Raw genomic sequence first — 17,705 nt, 5'->3', positions numbered from 1 at the left:
TTATATTCGACCTTTAAAAATTTATTGATGCCCATTTTTCGAAATATCCTCCTTTTACTAACACTATTATTAATCTTTTTTAAAGGATTTTCTCAAGAGCAGGACTCGCTTAGAATTCAGAAAAAACTTGTAATTGGTATTACTGAAACTCCTCCTTTTGTAGAAAAACGTCCGCAAGGATATTCTGGTTTGAGTATCGCTTCCTGGAAGATGGTAAACGAACAACTTCAGGTAGAGTACGAGTTTAAGGAGTATGACGATCTTGGTAGTTTATTAAATGGAGTAGAGAATGGTGAGGTAGATCTAAGCGTAAATCCCATTACCGTTACCGATAGTCGTATGAAACGGATGGACTTCTCACAACCTTATTTTATATCACATACAAGTGTTGCAAAAAAGAAAGAATCAACATTTTTAAAGCATATAGGAAACTTTTTTAGCTGGGATTTTTTCTCTGTTATATTACTATTATTACTGGTGATATTCATTTTTGGAATATTGGTCTGGTTTTTTGAACGAAAGAAAAACCCTGAGGAATTTGGAGGCAGTTTTAAAGGAATGATGCAGGGATTCTGGTGGAGCGCAGTTACAATGACCACTGTTGGGTATGGTGATAAATCTCCAAGAACAACTGGAGGCAGGATTGTTGGCCTCATATGGATGTTTATGGCGGTAATTATCATTTCCAGTTTTACTGCTGGGATAGCTTCCTCCCTTACTGTAAAAAGTATTAATGAAGAAATAACAAATATTCAGGATCTGGAAAGGTTTGAAGTAACTACTGTTAGAAGTTCCAGTTCTCAGGAATTACTTGAGCTGTATAATATAGAAACCAATTTGGTGAGTAATGGAGAAGAAGGATTACAAACAATTTTAAATGACGAGGCCACATTGTTCGTCTATGATGAACCAATTTTAAATTTTGAAATTGAAAGAGGACAGCTATCTGATGATCTGGAAATATTGGGACAAAGCCTAAAAAAAGACTATTATAGCTATGCCTTTCCAAAAAATTCTAAACTACTGGAGGAGGTAAACCCGGTACTTATTAGAACGTTGAAAAGTATGGAATGGGCAACATTAATTAAAGACTATAATTAACTACCTAATCCAAGATATCCCAGGAGGATCCAGAGAATAATAAAAACTACGATTATACCAACACAACCGCAACCACCTCCCAATTTCTTAGCTCCCCATCCAGCAATGAGCGCTCTAATGATATTTTTCATAGTTTATCAATTTTGAAATAAATTTAAATACTAGCGCACTGAAAATAACAGGCTTTATGAAATAATTAATTCTGACTTATTTAAATAATTGATTTTTAGTATATTGTATGCCTTTTTATAACCAACCAAACAATGTTTATTCAAAATAATTCAAAAAGAAAGTCTGATTTAGAATTCTTACGGGTCGCAAGAAAAGGAGTGAATAAAGCGATATACATTGCTATTGCCTTGATAGTGATTGTTGCTGTGATCGCTATGACTGGTGTTTATTATGAATACTGGTAAATTACTGTTTTATCTCATTCATTAATAAAAAAGCCTTGTTTACATACTCCTTCTCCAGGAATAAGGCAAAGTAATTGGAAGTAGAAATCATTTCAAATACCGGAATTCCTTCATACGCCAGTAGTTTAAAAATATAGAAGTAAAGTCCTACACTTTGAGAGCTATTTTTAGGCAATTCAATAGTAATTGAAGAAAGTTTTTCTTTAATAGAAACTCTCACTTCACTTCTAAAGCACTTTTCCACAAGGTCGGTTAAAGAAGAGGAAACCAGAATATTGCTTTCCTGGTAATTGCTAGAATAATTTAAGTAAACTCCTGTTTGATCTTTTACGCCTTCCATCAACTTAATTTTACTGGCAATAATCGTCTTTGAATTAAGAAAAGTGTATTCGGTTATTCCTGAACGTACTATAATATCTCCCAGTTCACGTAAACTTTGCATGTTTACCTTTGTCCTGCTCGGTGCATAACGCCTCAGGGCCATTATGATACTTCCCTGTTTAACCGGCTTTCTCATTTCCTTTTCTACCTGTACCTGAATATCAGCGGCTAATCCGCTAAAATTTACAATATCCCTGGCAATAGCATCATCTAAAAATGGTTGATGCCTAATAATATCGTGAACACATGTTGTAATGGTCTTCATTGTTAAATATTATACATTTTGTACAAATGTATATAAAATGAAATACAATTTTTGAGTCACTTTATTTTAATAATACCTATGCAACCTGAATTAAAGGTTATGAAAGTTTTAAAATTTGGAGGTACTTCTGTTGGATCTGCTGCCAGTATTAGAAATGTGAAAAATATTATTTCCAATCAACAGGGGGATAAGTTATTGGTGCTTTCGGCTATGTCTGGTGTGACCAACCAACTGGTTGAGCTATCTGAATTAGTGAAAAATAGAAGTTCAGAAGAAATTTCTGAAAGAATTAATAGGCTTCAAACAAAGCATTTCTCATTGATAGATGAATTAATAACTGAAGAAGTTTCTAATAAATTAATTAAAAAGCATATTAGTTCAGAGCTAAAAGCACTCGAGAATGATTGTCAATTAGATTGGAATTTAGAGATCGACTCAAAAATAACCACTACCGGTGAAAGGCTTTTAACTTCTATATTCAGTAAATATTTAGAATTTGAATCTCTTGGAAATACTTTGCTGGATGCCAGGGAATTTATGCATATAAGTAATCTTGAAAATCCAGATACCGGTCTTGTTGGAGAGTTGTTGAATGATAGTCTCAAATCTGCTGTAGGGAATGAGATCTTAATTACTCAAGGGTTTGTCCGTCTTAATTCAGAGAAGAAAATCAGTACCTTAAAAAGAGGAGGTAGTGATTATACGGCAACTATCCTTGGAGCTGCTATTAGAGCTTCTGAAATCCAGATTTGGACAGATATAAGCGGTCTGCATAATAACGATCCAAGATTTGTAGAGCAAACCCATCCTGTTTCTCAACTAAGTTTTGAAGAGGCAGCTGAACTTGCTTATTTTGGCGCGAAGATCCTTCATCCACAAACCATATCCCCTGTAATTGGTAAAAACATTCCCGTTTACCTAAAGAACACTTTTACACCAGAAGCAACGGGTACCTGTATTAGTGCTATCGCAGAACGTAAAGGACTTAAAGCTATCTCTGCCAAAGATGAAATTACGGCAATTAAGATTAAGTCCAACCGTATGTTAATGGCTCATGGGTTCCTGAAAAGGATATTTGAAGTTTTTGATACTTATGAGACTTCTATAGATATGATCACCACCTCAGAAATCGCCATTTCTTTAACCATAGATAACACATCTAATTTAGATCTAATTCTTTCCGAACTCGAACAATATGGAGAGACAAGTGTTGATTCGAATCACAGTATAATCTGTGTGGTTGGTGAAGGGCTTATAGAAGATAGAGGTACTTCAAAGCTTTTTGAGATTTTGCAGGATGTACCTGTAAGGATGATATCTTATGGAGGAAGCAATAACAATATTTCACTTCTGGTGGATACCAGAAACAAAATAGAAGTGTTACAAAAGTTAAATGAAAAACTATTTGTAAACCACCTTAAACCTGTTTAACAGTTTTGTTTAGAGTTTGATTAAACTGTTTTTTTGTGTAGTGAAAACCGTCATATTGCTTTTGCAAATGGCGGTTTTTTAATTCTTGTTTTTATTTTTTTCTTCAATAAACCTGGACATAAAATAAGTGCTTCTATGTAAATGGTGTTTCAGCATTTTTCCTGTAAAATTTTTACTTCTATGAAATTTCATATCAGTGAGAATTCTTTTTAATTTTTGCCTGAAGTTGACATGGTGTACTTCTTTATTAAAACGATGATTAATAATATCAAATCCAGATTTTTGCTTTGTTTCCCAATGATTCCTGTCTGTATATAGATCAATTGATTTTTGAATAAAGTCTTTATCAGATTGGGTTATATAGCCATTCCATTCAAATTCAGCATTAATACCTTCAGCACCAATCTTGGTAGTAACAGAAACGGTTCCCTGTTGCATAGCCTCAACAAGTTTGCCTTTTAATCCCGCTCCATAATGAATAGGAGCCAGGCATACCCGTGCATTCTTCGTTGCTTCCTGTGAATCTTCTACCCAGCCATTTACAATAAAATTCTCTTCTGGATTATGTAGATTCAAAACCTTTTGAGAAGGGTAGGCTCCATAAACCTGCATTTTTGCTTCAGGAAGTTTTTTCCTTATCTCAGGCCATATTTTTTCTTTTAAATATAATACTGCGCTCCAGTTGGGCTCATGAAGAAAATTACCAATACTTATAAAATCTTTGCGATCTGGATAAGCCGGAAGATTATTTTGATCACTTTCAAAAATAGGCTTCAATAAAAACGGCAAATAGAAAAGAATATCCTGTGGAATTTGAAAATCAGAAGTTAACAGCGAAAATTCTTTTTCAGAAATTATAAGGCTAAGGTCACACCTGTAAATAGCTGCCACTTCTCTTTTAGCGAGGTCTGAATCTAAATATATTTCCTGTGCAGTGCCTTTCTGCTTATAGGCTTGCTGTCGGGCATTTCTTAGAAAATGTAAATCTTCAGTATCCAAAATCTTTAAAGTATCTGGACAAATAGTATCTACTCTCCAGCCAAATTGTTCTTCCATCATAAAACGATCAAAAAGAACGGTATCTGGCATTAGATCCTCTAGAAAAGCATCAAATTCAGGATCGTTTAATCTAATGTTCCTGGTGTCTATACCTAAACTTTCAAGATCTGCTTTATTCCTGGTCTTACGTGCCGTAGTTGCAAAAGTGATTTGATAGTCCTCATTTTTAAAGAAATCTAATAATTGCATCATTCTCGTTCCCGCAGCAGAAGATTTTGGTTCGGGCCAGACGTATCCAATAACAAGCAGTTTCAGCATTAATTTTTTATCAAAAATAACATTTTATAACTGCCCCGAAAGAAGTAGGGTCGCCGTGATCCAAAGTGCGATGGAAAGCACACCCCCAATCAATAAAAAGTGCTTGAATTTATAAATTCCCATTCCATAAATTATCGTATTGGTTTGATAACCTACGGGAGTGAAGAAGCTAAAGTTAGAGGCAAAAAGAACTGCCAGAATAAACGGTTTAGGATCTAAATTTAAATTTGCAGCAATGGTAATTGCGATGGGCGCAATGATAATGGCAGTGGCATTGTTTGAAATAAAACCACTCAGGAACATGGTCACCAGGAATAATAGACCAATGATCACAAAATTAGCCTGACCTTCAAATATTCTCAAAAGACTATCTGAAATCCACTGGTCGGCACCTGTATTGCTCATAGCGACACCAAGAGGGATCATACCTGCCAGAAGGAATATAATTTGCCAGTTAACCTGTGAATATACCTTACCAAGGTTTATACATTTTAAAAAGATCATAAGAAAACAACCTATAAGAGCACTTTTTAAAATGGGGAATATCGAAAATGCAGAAAGACCAATGACCAGGAGGAGTATACCAAAGGTTAAATTTCTCTTCCAGATGCTGCTAACCTTGATATCACTGTGCTCCTGCAGAATACTAATGTTATCCATTTTGCTAAGGTTCTCCAGATCATTTTTTGTTACCTCTACTAGCAACCGGTCACCAACACGTAGTTCAATATCATCAGATTTTTTGTCGAATATTCTTCGTCCTGGATTTCTTAAACTCCTTCGCTTTCTTATGGCCAAAGGAACTGCTCCGTGAAGATCGTACCAGCCAACTGTTTTAATACTTTTACCAATCAAAGGTGAATTGGGAAGCATAAGTAATTCTACTACTTGAATATTTTCTTCTATACTATCATCTATTGAATCTTCTAATTCAGTACTTTTTTGATCTATCTTTTTAATGATGGTTAGGTCCCCAGATTCTTTGAGTTTTATAAGTTGTTCAATATTGCATCTTAATAATAACTGATCGCCTTCTTTAAGTGTAGTATATTTTCCAGGGTGCTCATTAATCACCGCTTCGCGTTTCATTCTAATTACCTCAATCCCTTCAGCCTCATTCCCAAAAACATCCTGAATGTTCTTTCCAATAAGTCCGGAATCCTTTGCTACAATCCCTTTGGTGATAAATTCATCAAGATCATATACATTAGAAATACTGTTTTTTTGCTTTTTAGGTAGAAAATGAGCCATCAGACTCACAATGATAATCGTGATCACAAGAAATATCCCACCTAGCCAGGTAAATTCAAAGAAACTAAACCTTTCAACTCCTCTTTTAACAGCGACGGCATTTACAATAAGGTTGGTAGAAGTTCCCATAAGTGTACAACTACCACCGATAATTCCAGCAAATGATATGGGAAGTAAGAGCTTGGAATTAGGGATATCATATTTCTCTGTTAATTCGTTGATAATCTTTACGAAAACAAGAACAACCGCGGTAGTATTAATAAATGCTGAAATGCCACCGGCAATAAACATAAAGACCGGAACCATAAAGAATAAAGGCAGGCCACGTAATTTTTTCAAACCATTAGCAAGCCAGTCTATAACCCCATTATCTTCGAGTCCAATCGCAATGATCATTAAGGCTAGTACGGTAATGGTTGCCGGACTTGAAAATCCTGAGATGGCCTCCTCCGGACTAATTAAATTCGTGAGTAAAAGGCTTACCATTATAAAAAACGCAATCTTATCAACTGGGAAAACCTCCAGAGCAAAGAGAAATATTACACTAATAATGATACCGAAAAGAATGATAATCTCCAGAGACATGATTGGCTTTTAAATCATTAAAAATAGATTTTAGTTTGTTTATCTCTCTTACTTTCTGAAATATTTATGATTCCTGTTTTGGTTATGATAATTGAATTGATCTAATTTATAGATAGAATAAAAACTAACTTATGAGCAGAGGTTTTGTAAAAGAAGAAGATCAGGAAGAACCGGTTCTAATTCCTCCCAGAGCAGCCATTCCTGAGGGAGTTATAAATTATGTAACCCCCAATGGTCTTACTGAATTAAAACAGGAATTAAAAGATCTGGAAAATGAAAGAGCAGAGGTGAAAGCTGAAAATGATACTGAAAAAAGAAGATCTCAAAGTTTGATCGATGGGAAAATAAATTTATTGGCTGAAAGATTGCAAACAGCCAGACTATTAGATCCTAAAGATCAGCCTGAAGATGAAATCAGGTTTGGTGCAAATGTGAAACTTCAAAATGAAAATTCAGGACAGATCCGGGAATTTCAGATTGTTGGAGTAGACGAAGCCAATATTAAAAAGAAAAAGATCGCTTTCGTGGCGCCTATCGCAAAAGCAGTTACAGGAAAGAAAGTAGGCGAGGAGATCAACTTTACATTGGGTGCTGAAACGAGAAAGCTGAAAGTACTGGCTATTTCCTATTAATTATTAGCTTCTTCTTTAGCTTCAATCGTAAATTCAAGAGTATCAACAATATCACCATATTCACTTACTTCAATTTGAAATGATTGGGGTTTAGAACTTCTGAAGTTTAGTTTTTCTAATTGTTGTGCATCAACTTTCGCTATATAATTTCCAGGGCCAAGTCCCAGATAATTGAAGTAACCATCACCTTCTGTTAGTACTGAAGCTACTTTTTGAGAGTTTTCATCAAAGATATTTACGAGTATCCGGCCCTGACCTTTAAGTCCAGATTTACCTTTTAAAGACACAAACCCTGCAACTTCTCCAATCACCTTTACCGGAATATAGATCGCTTTATATTGATTGGGAACCGTTTCCACTGAAATATTCGGGTTATCAACCGTCCATGCAATATTATCCAGGCTATTGGTATCAATTTGCAGTAACATATTTAAATAGGGCTGGAGATCATTCAATCGAATCACGGTTTTATCTTCATTATAACTGGCGATCCCTGGATTAGATTTAAGTTTAACACCTGCAACTCCTTTTTCCATAGCATCCATTTTACCGTTATTATTGAGATCCAGAAAGGGGATAAGTGTAATTCCACCGCGGGCAACCCCGGGTCTGTTAGAGACTTCTAAATGACCTGTATTATCATCCCATCTCAAACTTCCTCTGGCAGATTGTATATATGATGAATTTTTATTTCCAATTCTTGAAGTAGCAGATGTTTGTGCAAAATTGAAAGCATATCTTAAACCTATCTCAAAGGTGTGGGCATTTCTAAGAAAATTATTTTCATAAGAAAGATTCAGAAATCCCTTTTTAAAGATCACACGTTCCACTTCCAGGTTAATATTTCTCAGTGCTTGTTCTGATAGATCATACTGTATCTGAGGAGAAAACAAAAACTGATATGGCAATCTATAGGTTTGGGATAGCGAGCTGTAAATTGTTGGTCTGTCTAGCCTGTCGTTGTAGATCGCATAGGTAGTTAGATTTGTACTAACTCCTAAAAGGCTGCCAGATAATAAAAACTGTGCCGTTGTAAACTCTGTGTTTGGCAGGAGGATCTGGTTTAGACTAAAACGAGTGTATGCAGAAAATGCCTTTGTTTTAATAGGAGCAGAAAAACGAAATTCCCGTTCTTCTAAATAGTTATAATTAATAGCTGTCTGATCTTCGTGATATTTTGTATAATTAAGATCAAATTGCATATTTGAAGGAGTTCTATAACTTAGTAATCCTTCTCCTTTCACACCATAAGTATATTCCCCTGAAAATAGCAGGTTTGATGCCAGTCTTATGGAGGTATTTAAAAATGGCATTACTTCTCCGCTACTAGTTTCAGAAAGATATTCTACACCACCACCTATGGTTATACTGTTTGATAGACCATAATTTAGATTGAACCGGGAGAATCTTTTGTTCTGTCTATCTTCAACCACTCCGGCGCTCAAGGTATATTCAAGCTCATTTTTGGGAACAAAATTATACGGGATGTTAATTATTCGGGTTTCAGTAAGCTCCTCCCCATATGGACCAAAAAACCTAAGATCTACATTTGTATTACCGTACATTAACGGGACATCAAAAGAATAAAAACCGGAGGCATCTGCCTGTACAAAGTCTATTAAAACATTGTTTACATACAACTCCACGGTCCATCTGGGCTGTGTATAATCATTCAGAACATAGGTTCCATAAGACCTCCTGTTTATCAAGGGGGAGTTGGTAAGCTGGACACCTACTACGGGTGCAAATAGCGAAGAGGTAGCACCCGTAAAAATCTTACCCGCCGTTACCTGCTTAAAAAGGGCACTTTCGTTATTTACATATTTCCATTGATAGAATTGATTTCTACTGGTAAATGGAATACGATTGGAATAATTCAGTAAAATATTGGTTTCTCCTCCAGCGATCATCGTACCCACGCCTAAATTTAACCTGTTATCTTCAGGCCCATTAGTTTGTTGGGTGGTGGTTACTCCCCAATCCAGAATCCCTCCTTTAAAGAATGGATATTTTCGGTTAATAGTGGTATCTGGTTCTATTATTCCCCTTACTTTATTCAGATTACTACGAGCTTTTTCCCGACGCAGTTCTTTAAATAAGGGCAGATCTAATTCGGTATCGAATTGTATTGAAAGTGCTCTAAAACTAAAATTGGTATTTAGGCCGAAAATTTCTCCGAAGAGTTCTGATCTTAAATAAAAGGTCGTTGGTGTTTTAATAAAATCATTTTCCGAAAGACTAATAGATTGTTCTCTAAAATTTAAAATGCGATTCTCCAGATCTATTCTGTATGGTGATTCAGGATTTATAATATAACCAGAAATCGCCCCGGTTTTGGGATTCAATTCATTCTTAAGCTTAAAATAATCAAAGAGGTCTGAAAACGAAATATAGGCCTTTTCATTTTTTATAGCGATTGGAATCTCCAGGGTTCCGGTTCTTGGAGAAGTTAATTCAACAACCAGTTCGTCGTACTCCGGATACTCCTGAGCAAACATTCTTGAATTACTAGGTAGAATTAAGAAGACAATTAAAAATTGAAAAAATAATCGTAAGAATTTGTTTGGGGTAACAGAATTCATTGAAACTTAAATCTATTTTATTCCTGAATAAAAGTGATTGTAAAGGACCCGCTATATGCTCCGGGACCATTGGCCGAAATCGCCCCTAGATTTAATGTGCCACCTACATAAACCGGTGTAGGTGTCTGGGAGTTTGTATTAGTAATAAAAGTTTTTCCAGTACTATAACTGTCAATTTTCAATTCGATGGTTTGACCACTTGTGCCAGATAATGTGAAGCTTGGAGCATGGCTAATATTGATGAGAGTTCCGGGATTCGCATAAACATCGAATAAAGCAGGAGAAACCGTAGCGCCTGTATTAAGTAAGGTAGCATCTCCAGTCCAGGTCCTGGTCCCATTAGAATCTACACTTACCGTCCCAATAGAATTTCCTACCGCAAAAGCACCAAAATTTAGAAACTGTACGGTACTAACTTCTACTTCTATAGGAACTGGAGGGTTCTCCTGAGCTTCCGCTTTATTTACTGTCATAAATGCCAGAGTAAGAACCAGAATAAAAATTTTTCCTGAATGTTTCATTTTTATCATTTTCTTACGATTACTTTTTTAGAAAACTGGCGAAGGTTCGAAATAAAAGTCACCAGGTAAATTCCTGTACTTTGTATATTACTAAAGTTGATATCTTCACCGCCAGTTACCTGAATTAATTTTAGTAATTGACCGTTAATATTGCTAATTCTTAAATGACCGGATTCCCGTTCATTCAGATGCATGCGAACTCCTATCTTTTCTGAAGTATCCATAAGACTGAATGGGTCATTGAACAGTATGGAAGGATCGGGAAATCTATCTGGTGAAAATGAAAGAAAGAACCTATTCTTATACGTTCCCTTTTCGAGATTCAGACTATAATTTTCTTCTTTTAAATTAACTGAAACCCTTCTTTCCTGATCTATCAGAAATACCTGAATATCTTCCTCTATATTCTCCAGATCTTCTAATTTAATGTTTAGTCTTCCCTGTTTTTCTGTCTTGATCCCTAGCGGTATTCTAAGTTTATTCTGTGAATCAATAGCAGGCATTCCATTAATAGATGTCTCTTTCCCATCATTAGTAATCGAATAGAAATTTGGGAGATCTTTATTAGAGTTATATAGTTTTAAAGCGTCATTCTCCCGATCAAAATCTAATGATAAATTGTTATTAAAATAAATAACCAAAGGATCTGAATAGTTTTTATTCCCAAAGCCGGCTGAAATTCTAATCAAGCCAGGTTCATTTACTGTAACCTGATTTTTATAAAATTCCTGGGAAAAATCATTGACTCTTACACCATTATTCATCCTAAGAACTGAGCTCGAAGTGCCATCGCTTGCGTGTATAAAAAAACCTTGCATAGATGGGACTATACTGCCTCCAGTTCCAGAGCTGCTTATATCTGCAACATACGAAGTATAGGCTCCACCATATTCATCTGTTGCATCTGCCCTAAAAAAGTAAGCAGCATTATCTATATTGGTTGATAAACTAGGTATCATATTCCAGTCAATAGGAGAGGGGTAGGGATTGGATACAAGATGAAAGCCTTTTGTGTAGTCTCCATTAGAAGTGTTCAAATTCCGGGTAACATCACCATTATTTACCGTTCCATTAATATCTAAAATTAATTCACCTCCTGCAGTACCAAAATTCAATGCATATCCTTCCAGAATATTAAACCCAGAAACAGAATTTGTATAGGCTTCCCAGCCAGAGAGATCATTTCCATCTGCATCTTCTCTGTCTTCCATATACTTGAAGACTGAAGGAAACTCTGAGTTTAGATCTACATAGGAAGAGAAATCACCTACAGTGGTGTTGCTGAATGGAGAACCAAAATATTTATACCCAAATGCCGGGTCAATATATCGCTGCATGCTCACATTGCCAATAATCTCGCCGTTACCAGAACCATCAATCAAAGCAGTTTTGGCAGCATTGGAAATTAGCGTAAAATCATCATTAGTAAAAAGGTTACCATTAGTCAATTTTAACCAACCAGAAAGCTCTATAGTTGTATTTGATATCACTGAATTAAGATTGTCAATCTCAAGATTCAAAATTCTATTATTTCTGAAGAGACCTGAAGGTAGACTTTGTGCTGAAGAAGAACCTTTCATAACCAAAGTCCCTGCATTAGCAATAATTTCACCGTTATTTGAAATAGAGCCGTAAATTTCAAGGTTGTTATCAGAAATCTCCAAAGTTGCACCAGATTCAATAGTAAGATTATTCACTGTGGCAGAACCTCCAGAACTAATTATAGGATAATTGGTAAGTCCAGACGAAATTGTGGTGTTAGAGTTAATGTTTGGAATAGTATTACACAACCAATTTCCTGGGTTGTTCCAATCTGATCCCAAAGCCCCCGTCCAATCAAATACTGTATCTATAATTAAGGCTGCAGGTTTGGATATAGAAACCTTACATCCTGATCCTGTTTCCTCAGCTCTGATTTTTACGCGATAGAGGTTTCCGCCCATGTCATTGGTAATATTATTTAAAGATAAATTTATAGTGTTCGCGCCCACAATATCGGTATAAGCATCACTCCCTGATGCCTTAACTTGCCATTGATAGGAAACGTTGCGACTTGTAGATGTTTGAATATTGAATACAACATTATTACCCTCGCAAGAGGTTTGATCTTCTGGATTAGTTAAGTTGAAACAGTTAAGTTTGTCTGCGATTTCTGATGGAAAATCTTCAATATTATCCTCATAATCACTTTCTGTTCCATATTCACATTCCTCATTGGATACTCCTGACGTATTGCCATTATAATCATCACAACTCGTAAACTCATCCTGCCATCCATCAACTTCACCAAAAATATAGACATTCCCATTATCTATATCAATATTGGATTGATTTGAACCTGTTCTTCTTGTAAAGTTTCCCTGGACAATCAAATATGAAGAAATAGAAATGTCCACCTTATTTGAACCTATAAAATTCCCATAAACTATGACCACAGCAGAACTTCCCATGGTAAACTGTGATTTATTACCACTCATGTCAAGGTTGCCATGAACTATAAGTGTTCCATTTACTATTAGGTGACTTGAGTTCGTTGTAAGGTTAAGGTTTTCGTACTCTTCAGATTCATTTTCTGAAATAGTATAATTTCCAGTTAAAGTAAAATCTTCCTGGGCATTGGTTATTGATACTGAAAACAGGATAATTAAAATTAAAAGTAATATTTTCCTATGATGTTTGATTAGCATAGTTTAATCCAGTTCGTGAATAGTTCTGGCAAAGACTTCTCCCTTTTCAGATTCATAGGTTATTTCCAATACTCCTTTAGTGAGGTCTACATTCTCAGTATTCTGTAGTATAAATGAAAATTCACGTTTTTTATTCGGAGTATAAATAGCGATTCCCTTAACTATACCTATGTTAATGGGATCGTTTCCGTCTACAATATGTTTCACGGATAAATTCCCGTAAACTGACATGTTTCCTTTTCTATGAATATCCATAGACAATATAACGTCATTGTCTGTGTCTAGATCGATATTATTCAATTCAATTACGGTAGAAGATTTTCCATTTCGTATAATCACAGGAATGCTAATACCAAAAACCGTTTTTATATTGATGGAAATGTTGTTTTCTGCCTCACTGGTTTCTTCGCTGCCCAAAGCTGTTTGCTTTTCAACCGCCCTGAAATATAAATGAGATCTATATTCTCCATTTTCAAGATTTCCGGTTCTTGTAACCTGAACTTTTAAGGTTTGAGCTTCATTGGGGCCCAGAGAAACTCGTCTTGGGTAATATCTAAGAAAATCATTGGCGAATCTTTGTCCCTCTTCCGGCTCATTAATTTGCTCAAAACCTCCATCTTCCTTCATTTTATACTGGATAAATGAAATAGCATACGTTGCAGAGTCACTGCCGGTATTAACCAGATTCACTTCCTGTGATCTTTGAGATCCATCAAAAACTATCCGCTTAGGCATGATCATAAGGTCTCCCTGTGCAAATGAAATTCCCTGAAAACAAATAATAAGAAGTAGAGTAGGTAGAAAGTTAGATTTTGAGATCATTAGGAGCATTGAAATTTAATGTAATCTAATTATAGGTTACTGTGACGTTGAAACCGGTAGCATTTGTGTAAAACCCAGAAGCCTGATTAGCTTCCAGATTAAGAGTTGCTCCAATCTTCAATATATCTATTTCTTCGCCGGTGACTTCAGGTTGCACTGTGAAATCATCGATCAAAAGAAATTGATTAGGGTTATCTTCGTTAAAAAGTTTGAAGGTCTCCGGCAGTGTGATTGAATAATCGTAGTTTCCGTGCTTTACAATAGCTTCGGCAGCACTTACCTGACCAGGACTACCTGTTGACAATTGAAGACCAAAAGCTGTTCGAGTACCTTCAGGTGATAAAACAAGCCTTCCAGGATTATATCCGCTTATAACATTTCCAAAATGAAGATCTAAGCTCTTAGAAATCTCTATAGGTTCAACGATTACTGCCGTACTGTTAACTTCTGCAGTAGATGATTGTTGACCAAAAGCGAACGCGTTCAAAAAGAACAAAAAGATATATAAGAAACTGCGCATTTGGTTACAATTTAAATTAAAAATAATTTAATTGAAAAAATCGCCGCCATTTCCAGACAGCGATTTAATAAATTTAATATTCTAACTTAATTGTAATTTACAGTTACGGTCACTGTTCCTTCATAAGCACCAGCAGCCTGGGCATCATTCACAGTTAAAGTACCTCCAACATTAAGTTCCTGAGCAGCTCCAGAACCAATTCTTTCGGCAGGCCCTGTTCTATCATGAGCAAAAACCAGGTTCATATCAGTACCTGCACCAGTAAGAACGGTAGAAGGTATAGAAATATCATAGCTTACACCATTACCAGCGGTTATAGAGAATTGTGCAGCGGTAACGGTAGTAGTAGAAGTAATTTCCATATCGGTATTTCCGAAAACCCGGTTTCCATCTGTTTTTACTGTAACATCTCCTCCGGTAGCAGTACCATTAATAGATCCAAAGTTTAATGCAGTCCCATCATTTATTTCAATTGGACTTACAATTTCAGCATTCACATCTGCAGTTCCATCTGTTTGAGCAAACGAAATTCCAGTTACAGCTAATAAAGCGAGTAGGGTAATTTTTTTCATAATTAGGTAGGTTTAATAGATTGTTAGCGGGGTAAATATGGGAGTATAAAGTAGGACATACCAAAAATTTTCGTTGAACAGTGGATTAAACTCGTTGAAGTGTGTATAATGATCGTTTAAGGATTGTGCAAATCATGGATTCATCAGAGGATTTAAGATCTCGACTGATGAATTAGAGGAAGAAAAAACTTACATTGGAAAAATTGTATGGCTTAATTGTAGCTTACCATAATTTCTATAGGAGAGGGAGTACTATATATTCCGGGCTTCTGTCCTGGCTCTATGTATAGTGTAGCACCTAGACTAATTACTTGAGAATCTGAATTTAAAGTGGCGCTGGAAGTGCTCATCTCAAAATCCTTTACTACAATTTCATTTGCACCATTTACCATTCTAAAAGAACCTTCTGGTAAATCAATATTGTAAGAATATCCATTCTGACCTTTTACTTCAAAAACAGCTGCTGAAACATTTGAAGCATTATCAAGTAGCACACCACCTATTGCTTCTCTGGTATGGTCTGGATTAAGAATAACAGATCCGCCGTTTCTTGCATCAATACTTGCAAAATTCATGTTTTCAGTAGTTTGTACAGATATAGGCTCTACTATTTTCACTGAAGCAGTAAAAGATGCAGAGGCACTGTTTTGTGCAATTCCGTAAAAGGAAAACATCAGAAGACTAAAAAAAAGAAAAAGATGTTTCTGGATTTCTAACATATCTAAATGTAAAACAAAATTTAATATAAATCGATAAAAAACATATAAAATCGATGAAATGCAATTTTTCTCCATTAATAGAATATTTCTTTACATTTATAGGTGCTTATGAATTAGAGATTAATAAAAATGAAATGTATATATTTCCAATAGTCTAAGAATAAATCTCAAAAAATGCTAAACAAAACACATATAACAAACTTGAATTTAAGGAATGTAGACCTTGGTATATTAATTTTTAGAATCGCCATCGCTACATTAATGCTTACACATGGCTATCCTAAACTTATTGATTTCTTTGGTTCAGATGAATTAAAATTTGCAGACCCAATTGGCCTTGGGGAAGAAATATCATATACGCTTGTTGTATTTGCAGAATTTGTATGCTCTGTATTTATTGTATTAGGTTTTCTTACAAGATTTGCGGCAATTCCTCTAATAATAACTATGGCCGTTGCGGCATTTATAGTTCATGTCCCAGATGGATTTATGAAGCAGGAATTACCTATACTGTATATGTTTGGATTTATTTTACTGGCTTTTACAGGAGGAGGGAAGTATTCATTGGATTTTTATATTAATAAGAACAAAAAATAACAGCATAAAAAAAGGAAAGCGAAAGCTTTCCTTTAATTTTTCTGTTTAAACGTATTCTTAGTTTTTAGCTACTGAAGCGTCACCTTCAAGCATTGCAAAGAATTTATCAAGATTTGGAATTATTACAATTCTTGTTCTACGGTTTTTAGCCATATTGTCTTTTGAAGAATTCTCAACCAGTGGTTGGTAGCTACTTCTACCAGCTGCGATCAATTTAGATGGTTCTACGTCATATTTATCCTGTAACAATCTAACAATTGATGTGGCTCTTCTAACACTAAGATCCCAGTTGTCTTTTATATAAGACTCTTTCACCATGGTTCTGTCATCTGTATGACCTTCAATCATCACTTCCATAGCCGGTTCACTATTAATCACTTCAGCTAGCTTTTTTAATAATGGTTGAGCTTCTTTAGTAACTCTATAGCTTCCACTTCCAAATAAAAGTTTATCAGAAACATTAATCATTACTACAGTTTCATCAACACTAATATCTATATCTTCTTCATCTGCACCTTCAGAAATATTCTGCTTTAGATTGTAAGACACGGCAAGGTTGATAGAGTCTTCAAGAGTCTTCGCGCCTTTCACCTTCTCAGGATCTATTTTTGCGATTGTACTCTTCATTTTTTCCTTGGTATTCTTAGACATTACCGTTAGGTCATTCATTTCCATCATACCATCATTCTCAGTTCTAAGAGAATTAATCTTGGCATTATAGTCAGCAACTCTTTCTTCAATACGAGCATACTTTTCTTCGATCTCCTCTTTCTCTACACGAGTTTTCTGCAGGGTACTTCTGGTGTCATTCAATTCACCCTCCAGTGCTACATATTTCTTTTTAGAAACACATGAGGTTAGCATGGTCGCTGCTAATACGGTTACAGTTATTACTTTTTTCATAAATCGGATTTTAATGTTTAATTGTTTGATTATTTAGTTTTTTAATCAACTCTTTAAAGACTATAATAATGCCAGAAGAATTAAATTTAAAGAGGCTGGAGCCAGATGAAAGTTCTGTTTAATGCCGGCAGGAGCTTTAAATGGCTGTTTTTATTGGTCTCAAAGGATTTTAATTGGATTAGAAAAATTGAATCTTTTAGTTGGATCAAACTGGATTGTTTAATTGAATAAATATTAAAACTTGTGGAAATTAGAGGGAAATGTGTACAAATTTTCCACAAAACAGGGTCATTTCTTGCTTCGACAAGTCAGGTTATGTGGTAATTTGTAGGCAATTTAACACAAGTTTATTAGAAATTAGGAGGGTATAGTTTCGCTGTAATAGCTCTAAACGATAACTTTG

16 protein-coding genes are annotated in these 17,705 nt (G+C 35.3%); 4 read left to right on the top strand and 12 right to left on the bottom strand.

Annotation, left to right across the window (positions count from 1 at the left end):
* Window positions 1-27: 27 nt before the first annotated feature.
* Complete coding sequence (locus tag BLT95_RS03610; RefSeq protein WP_089664775.1) at window positions 28-1,101, top strand: transporter substrate-binding domain-containing protein; 1,074 nt, start codon at window positions 28-30, stop codon at window positions 1,099-1,101.
* Here the strand turns inward: BLT95_RS03610 and BLT95_RS14540 are convergent.
* Together BLT95_RS14540 and BLT95_RS03605 are read right to left on the bottom strand one after the other, a co-directional pair.
* Window positions 1,098-1,232: a hypothetical protein gene (locus tag BLT95_RS14540; protein ID WP_262490120.1), complete on the bottom strand. Its 135-nt coding sequence runs from the start codon at window positions 1,230-1,232 to the stop codon at window positions 1,098-1,100. The two genes, BLT95_RS03610 and BLT95_RS14540, sit on opposite strands and share 4 nt — an antisense overlap.
* Before the next feature lie 286 nt (window positions 1,233-1,518).
* The gene (locus BLT95_RS03605; protein WP_089664774.1) at window positions 1,519-2,163 is read right to left on the bottom strand and encodes a hypothetical protein; all 645 of its coding nucleotides are present in this window, start codon (window positions 2,161-2,163) and stop codon (window positions 1,519-1,521) included.
* A 99-nt stretch (window positions 2,164-2,262) separates the two neighbouring features.
* Between BLT95_RS03605 and BLT95_RS03600 the strand changes: the two genes are divergently transcribed.
* Window positions 2,263-3,594 (top strand): aspartate kinase, encoded by a 1,332-nt coding sequence (locus BLT95_RS03600; protein ID WP_089666837.1) that lies wholly within the window; start codon window positions 2,263-2,265, stop codon window positions 3,592-3,594.
* A gap of 78 nt (window positions 3,595-3,672) precedes the next feature.
* Here the strand turns inward: BLT95_RS03600 and BLT95_RS03595 are convergent, their stop codons facing one another.
* Window positions 3,673-4,911 (bottom strand): glycosyltransferase, encoded by a 1,239-nt coding sequence (locus BLT95_RS03595; RefSeq protein WP_089664773.1) that lies wholly within the window; start codon window positions 4,909-4,911, stop codon window positions 3,673-3,675.
* Between the two features lie 24 nt (window positions 4,912-4,935).
* A complete protein-coding gene (locus BLT95_RS03590) occupies window positions 4,936-6,747 on the bottom strand; it encodes an SLC13 family permease (protein WP_089664772.1) in 1,812 nt (603 codons plus the stop codon).
* A gap of 131 nt (window positions 6,748-6,878) precedes the next feature.
* Here BLT95_RS03590 and BLT95_RS03585 point away from each other — a divergent pair, with 131 nt between their 5' ends.
* On the top strand, window positions 6,879-7,379 hold the full coding sequence (locus BLT95_RS03585; protein WP_089664771.1) for a GreA/GreB family elongation factor: 501 nt from the start codon (window positions 6,879-6,881) through the stop codon (window positions 7,377-7,379).
* Here the strand turns inward: BLT95_RS03585 and BLT95_RS03580 are convergent.
* From BLT95_RS03580 to BLT95_RS03550, 7 genes are all read right to left on the bottom strand, one after another.
* Window positions 7,376-9,877, bottom strand: coding sequence for a hypothetical protein (locus BLT95_RS03580; protein ID WP_231896405.1), 2,502 nt, complete (start codon window positions 9,875-9,877; stop codon window positions 7,376-7,378). The genes BLT95_RS03585 and BLT95_RS03580 overlap by 4 nt on opposite strands.
* Before the next feature lie 101 nt (window positions 9,878-9,978).
* Window positions 9,979-10,482, bottom strand: coding sequence for a DUF4402 domain-containing protein (locus tag BLT95_RS03575; protein WP_157718010.1), 504 nt, complete (start codon window positions 10,480-10,482; stop codon window positions 9,979-9,981).
* Window positions 10,483-10,487: 5 nt separating this feature from the next.
* Window positions 10,488-13,169 (bottom strand): T9SS type A sorting domain-containing protein, encoded by a 2,682-nt coding sequence (locus tag BLT95_RS03570; RefSeq protein WP_089664768.1) that lies wholly within the window; start codon window positions 13,167-13,169, stop codon window positions 10,488-10,490.
* A gap of 3 nt (window positions 13,170-13,172) precedes the next feature.
* Window positions 13,173-13,991, bottom strand: coding sequence for a fimbria/pilus periplasmic chaperone (locus BLT95_RS03565; protein ID WP_089664767.1), 819 nt, complete (start codon window positions 13,989-13,991; stop codon window positions 13,173-13,175).
* Between the two features lie 25 nt (window positions 13,992-14,016).
* Window positions 14,017-14,511: a DUF4402 domain-containing protein gene (locus BLT95_RS03560; protein WP_089664766.1), complete on the bottom strand. Its 495-nt coding sequence runs from the start codon at window positions 14,509-14,511 to the stop codon at window positions 14,017-14,019.
* An 86-nt stretch (window positions 14,512-14,597) separates the two neighbouring features.
* Window positions 14,598-15,083 (bottom strand): DUF4402 domain-containing protein, encoded by a 486-nt coding sequence (locus BLT95_RS03555; RefSeq protein WP_089664765.1) that lies wholly within the window; start codon window positions 15,081-15,083, stop codon window positions 14,598-14,600.
* Between the two features lie 212 nt (window positions 15,084-15,295).
* Entirely contained in the window at window positions 15,296-15,802 is a 507-nt protein-coding gene (locus tag BLT95_RS03550; RefSeq protein WP_157718009.1) for a DUF4402 domain-containing protein, read from the bottom strand.
* A 201-nt stretch (window positions 15,803-16,003) separates the two neighbouring features.
* Between BLT95_RS03550 and BLT95_RS03545 the strand changes: the two genes are divergently transcribed.
* Window positions 16,004-16,399, top strand: coding sequence for a DoxX family protein (locus BLT95_RS03545; RefSeq protein WP_231896404.1), 396 nt, complete (start codon window positions 16,004-16,006; stop codon window positions 16,397-16,399).
* A gap of 57 nt (window positions 16,400-16,456) precedes the next feature.
* Here the strand turns inward: BLT95_RS03545 and BLT95_RS03540 are convergent, their stop codons facing one another.
* Window positions 16,457-17,302 carry an OmpA family protein gene (locus BLT95_RS03540; RefSeq protein WP_089664762.1) on the bottom strand — a complete coding sequence of 282 codons (846 nt, stop codon included), beginning with the start codon at window positions 17,300-17,302 and terminating at the stop codon, window positions 16,457-16,459.
* Between the last annotated feature and the right edge of the window lie 403 nt (window positions 17,303-17,705).

Origin of the sequence: Gramella sp. MAR_2010_147 (assembly GCF_900105135.1) — a bacterium.
Taxonomy (GTDB): domain Bacteria; phylum Bacteroidota; class Bacteroidia; order Flavobacteriales; family Flavobacteriaceae; genus Christiangramia.
Note: the sequence above shows the minus strand (reverse complement) of the source record. Positions and strands in the feature narration are given on the sequence as shown.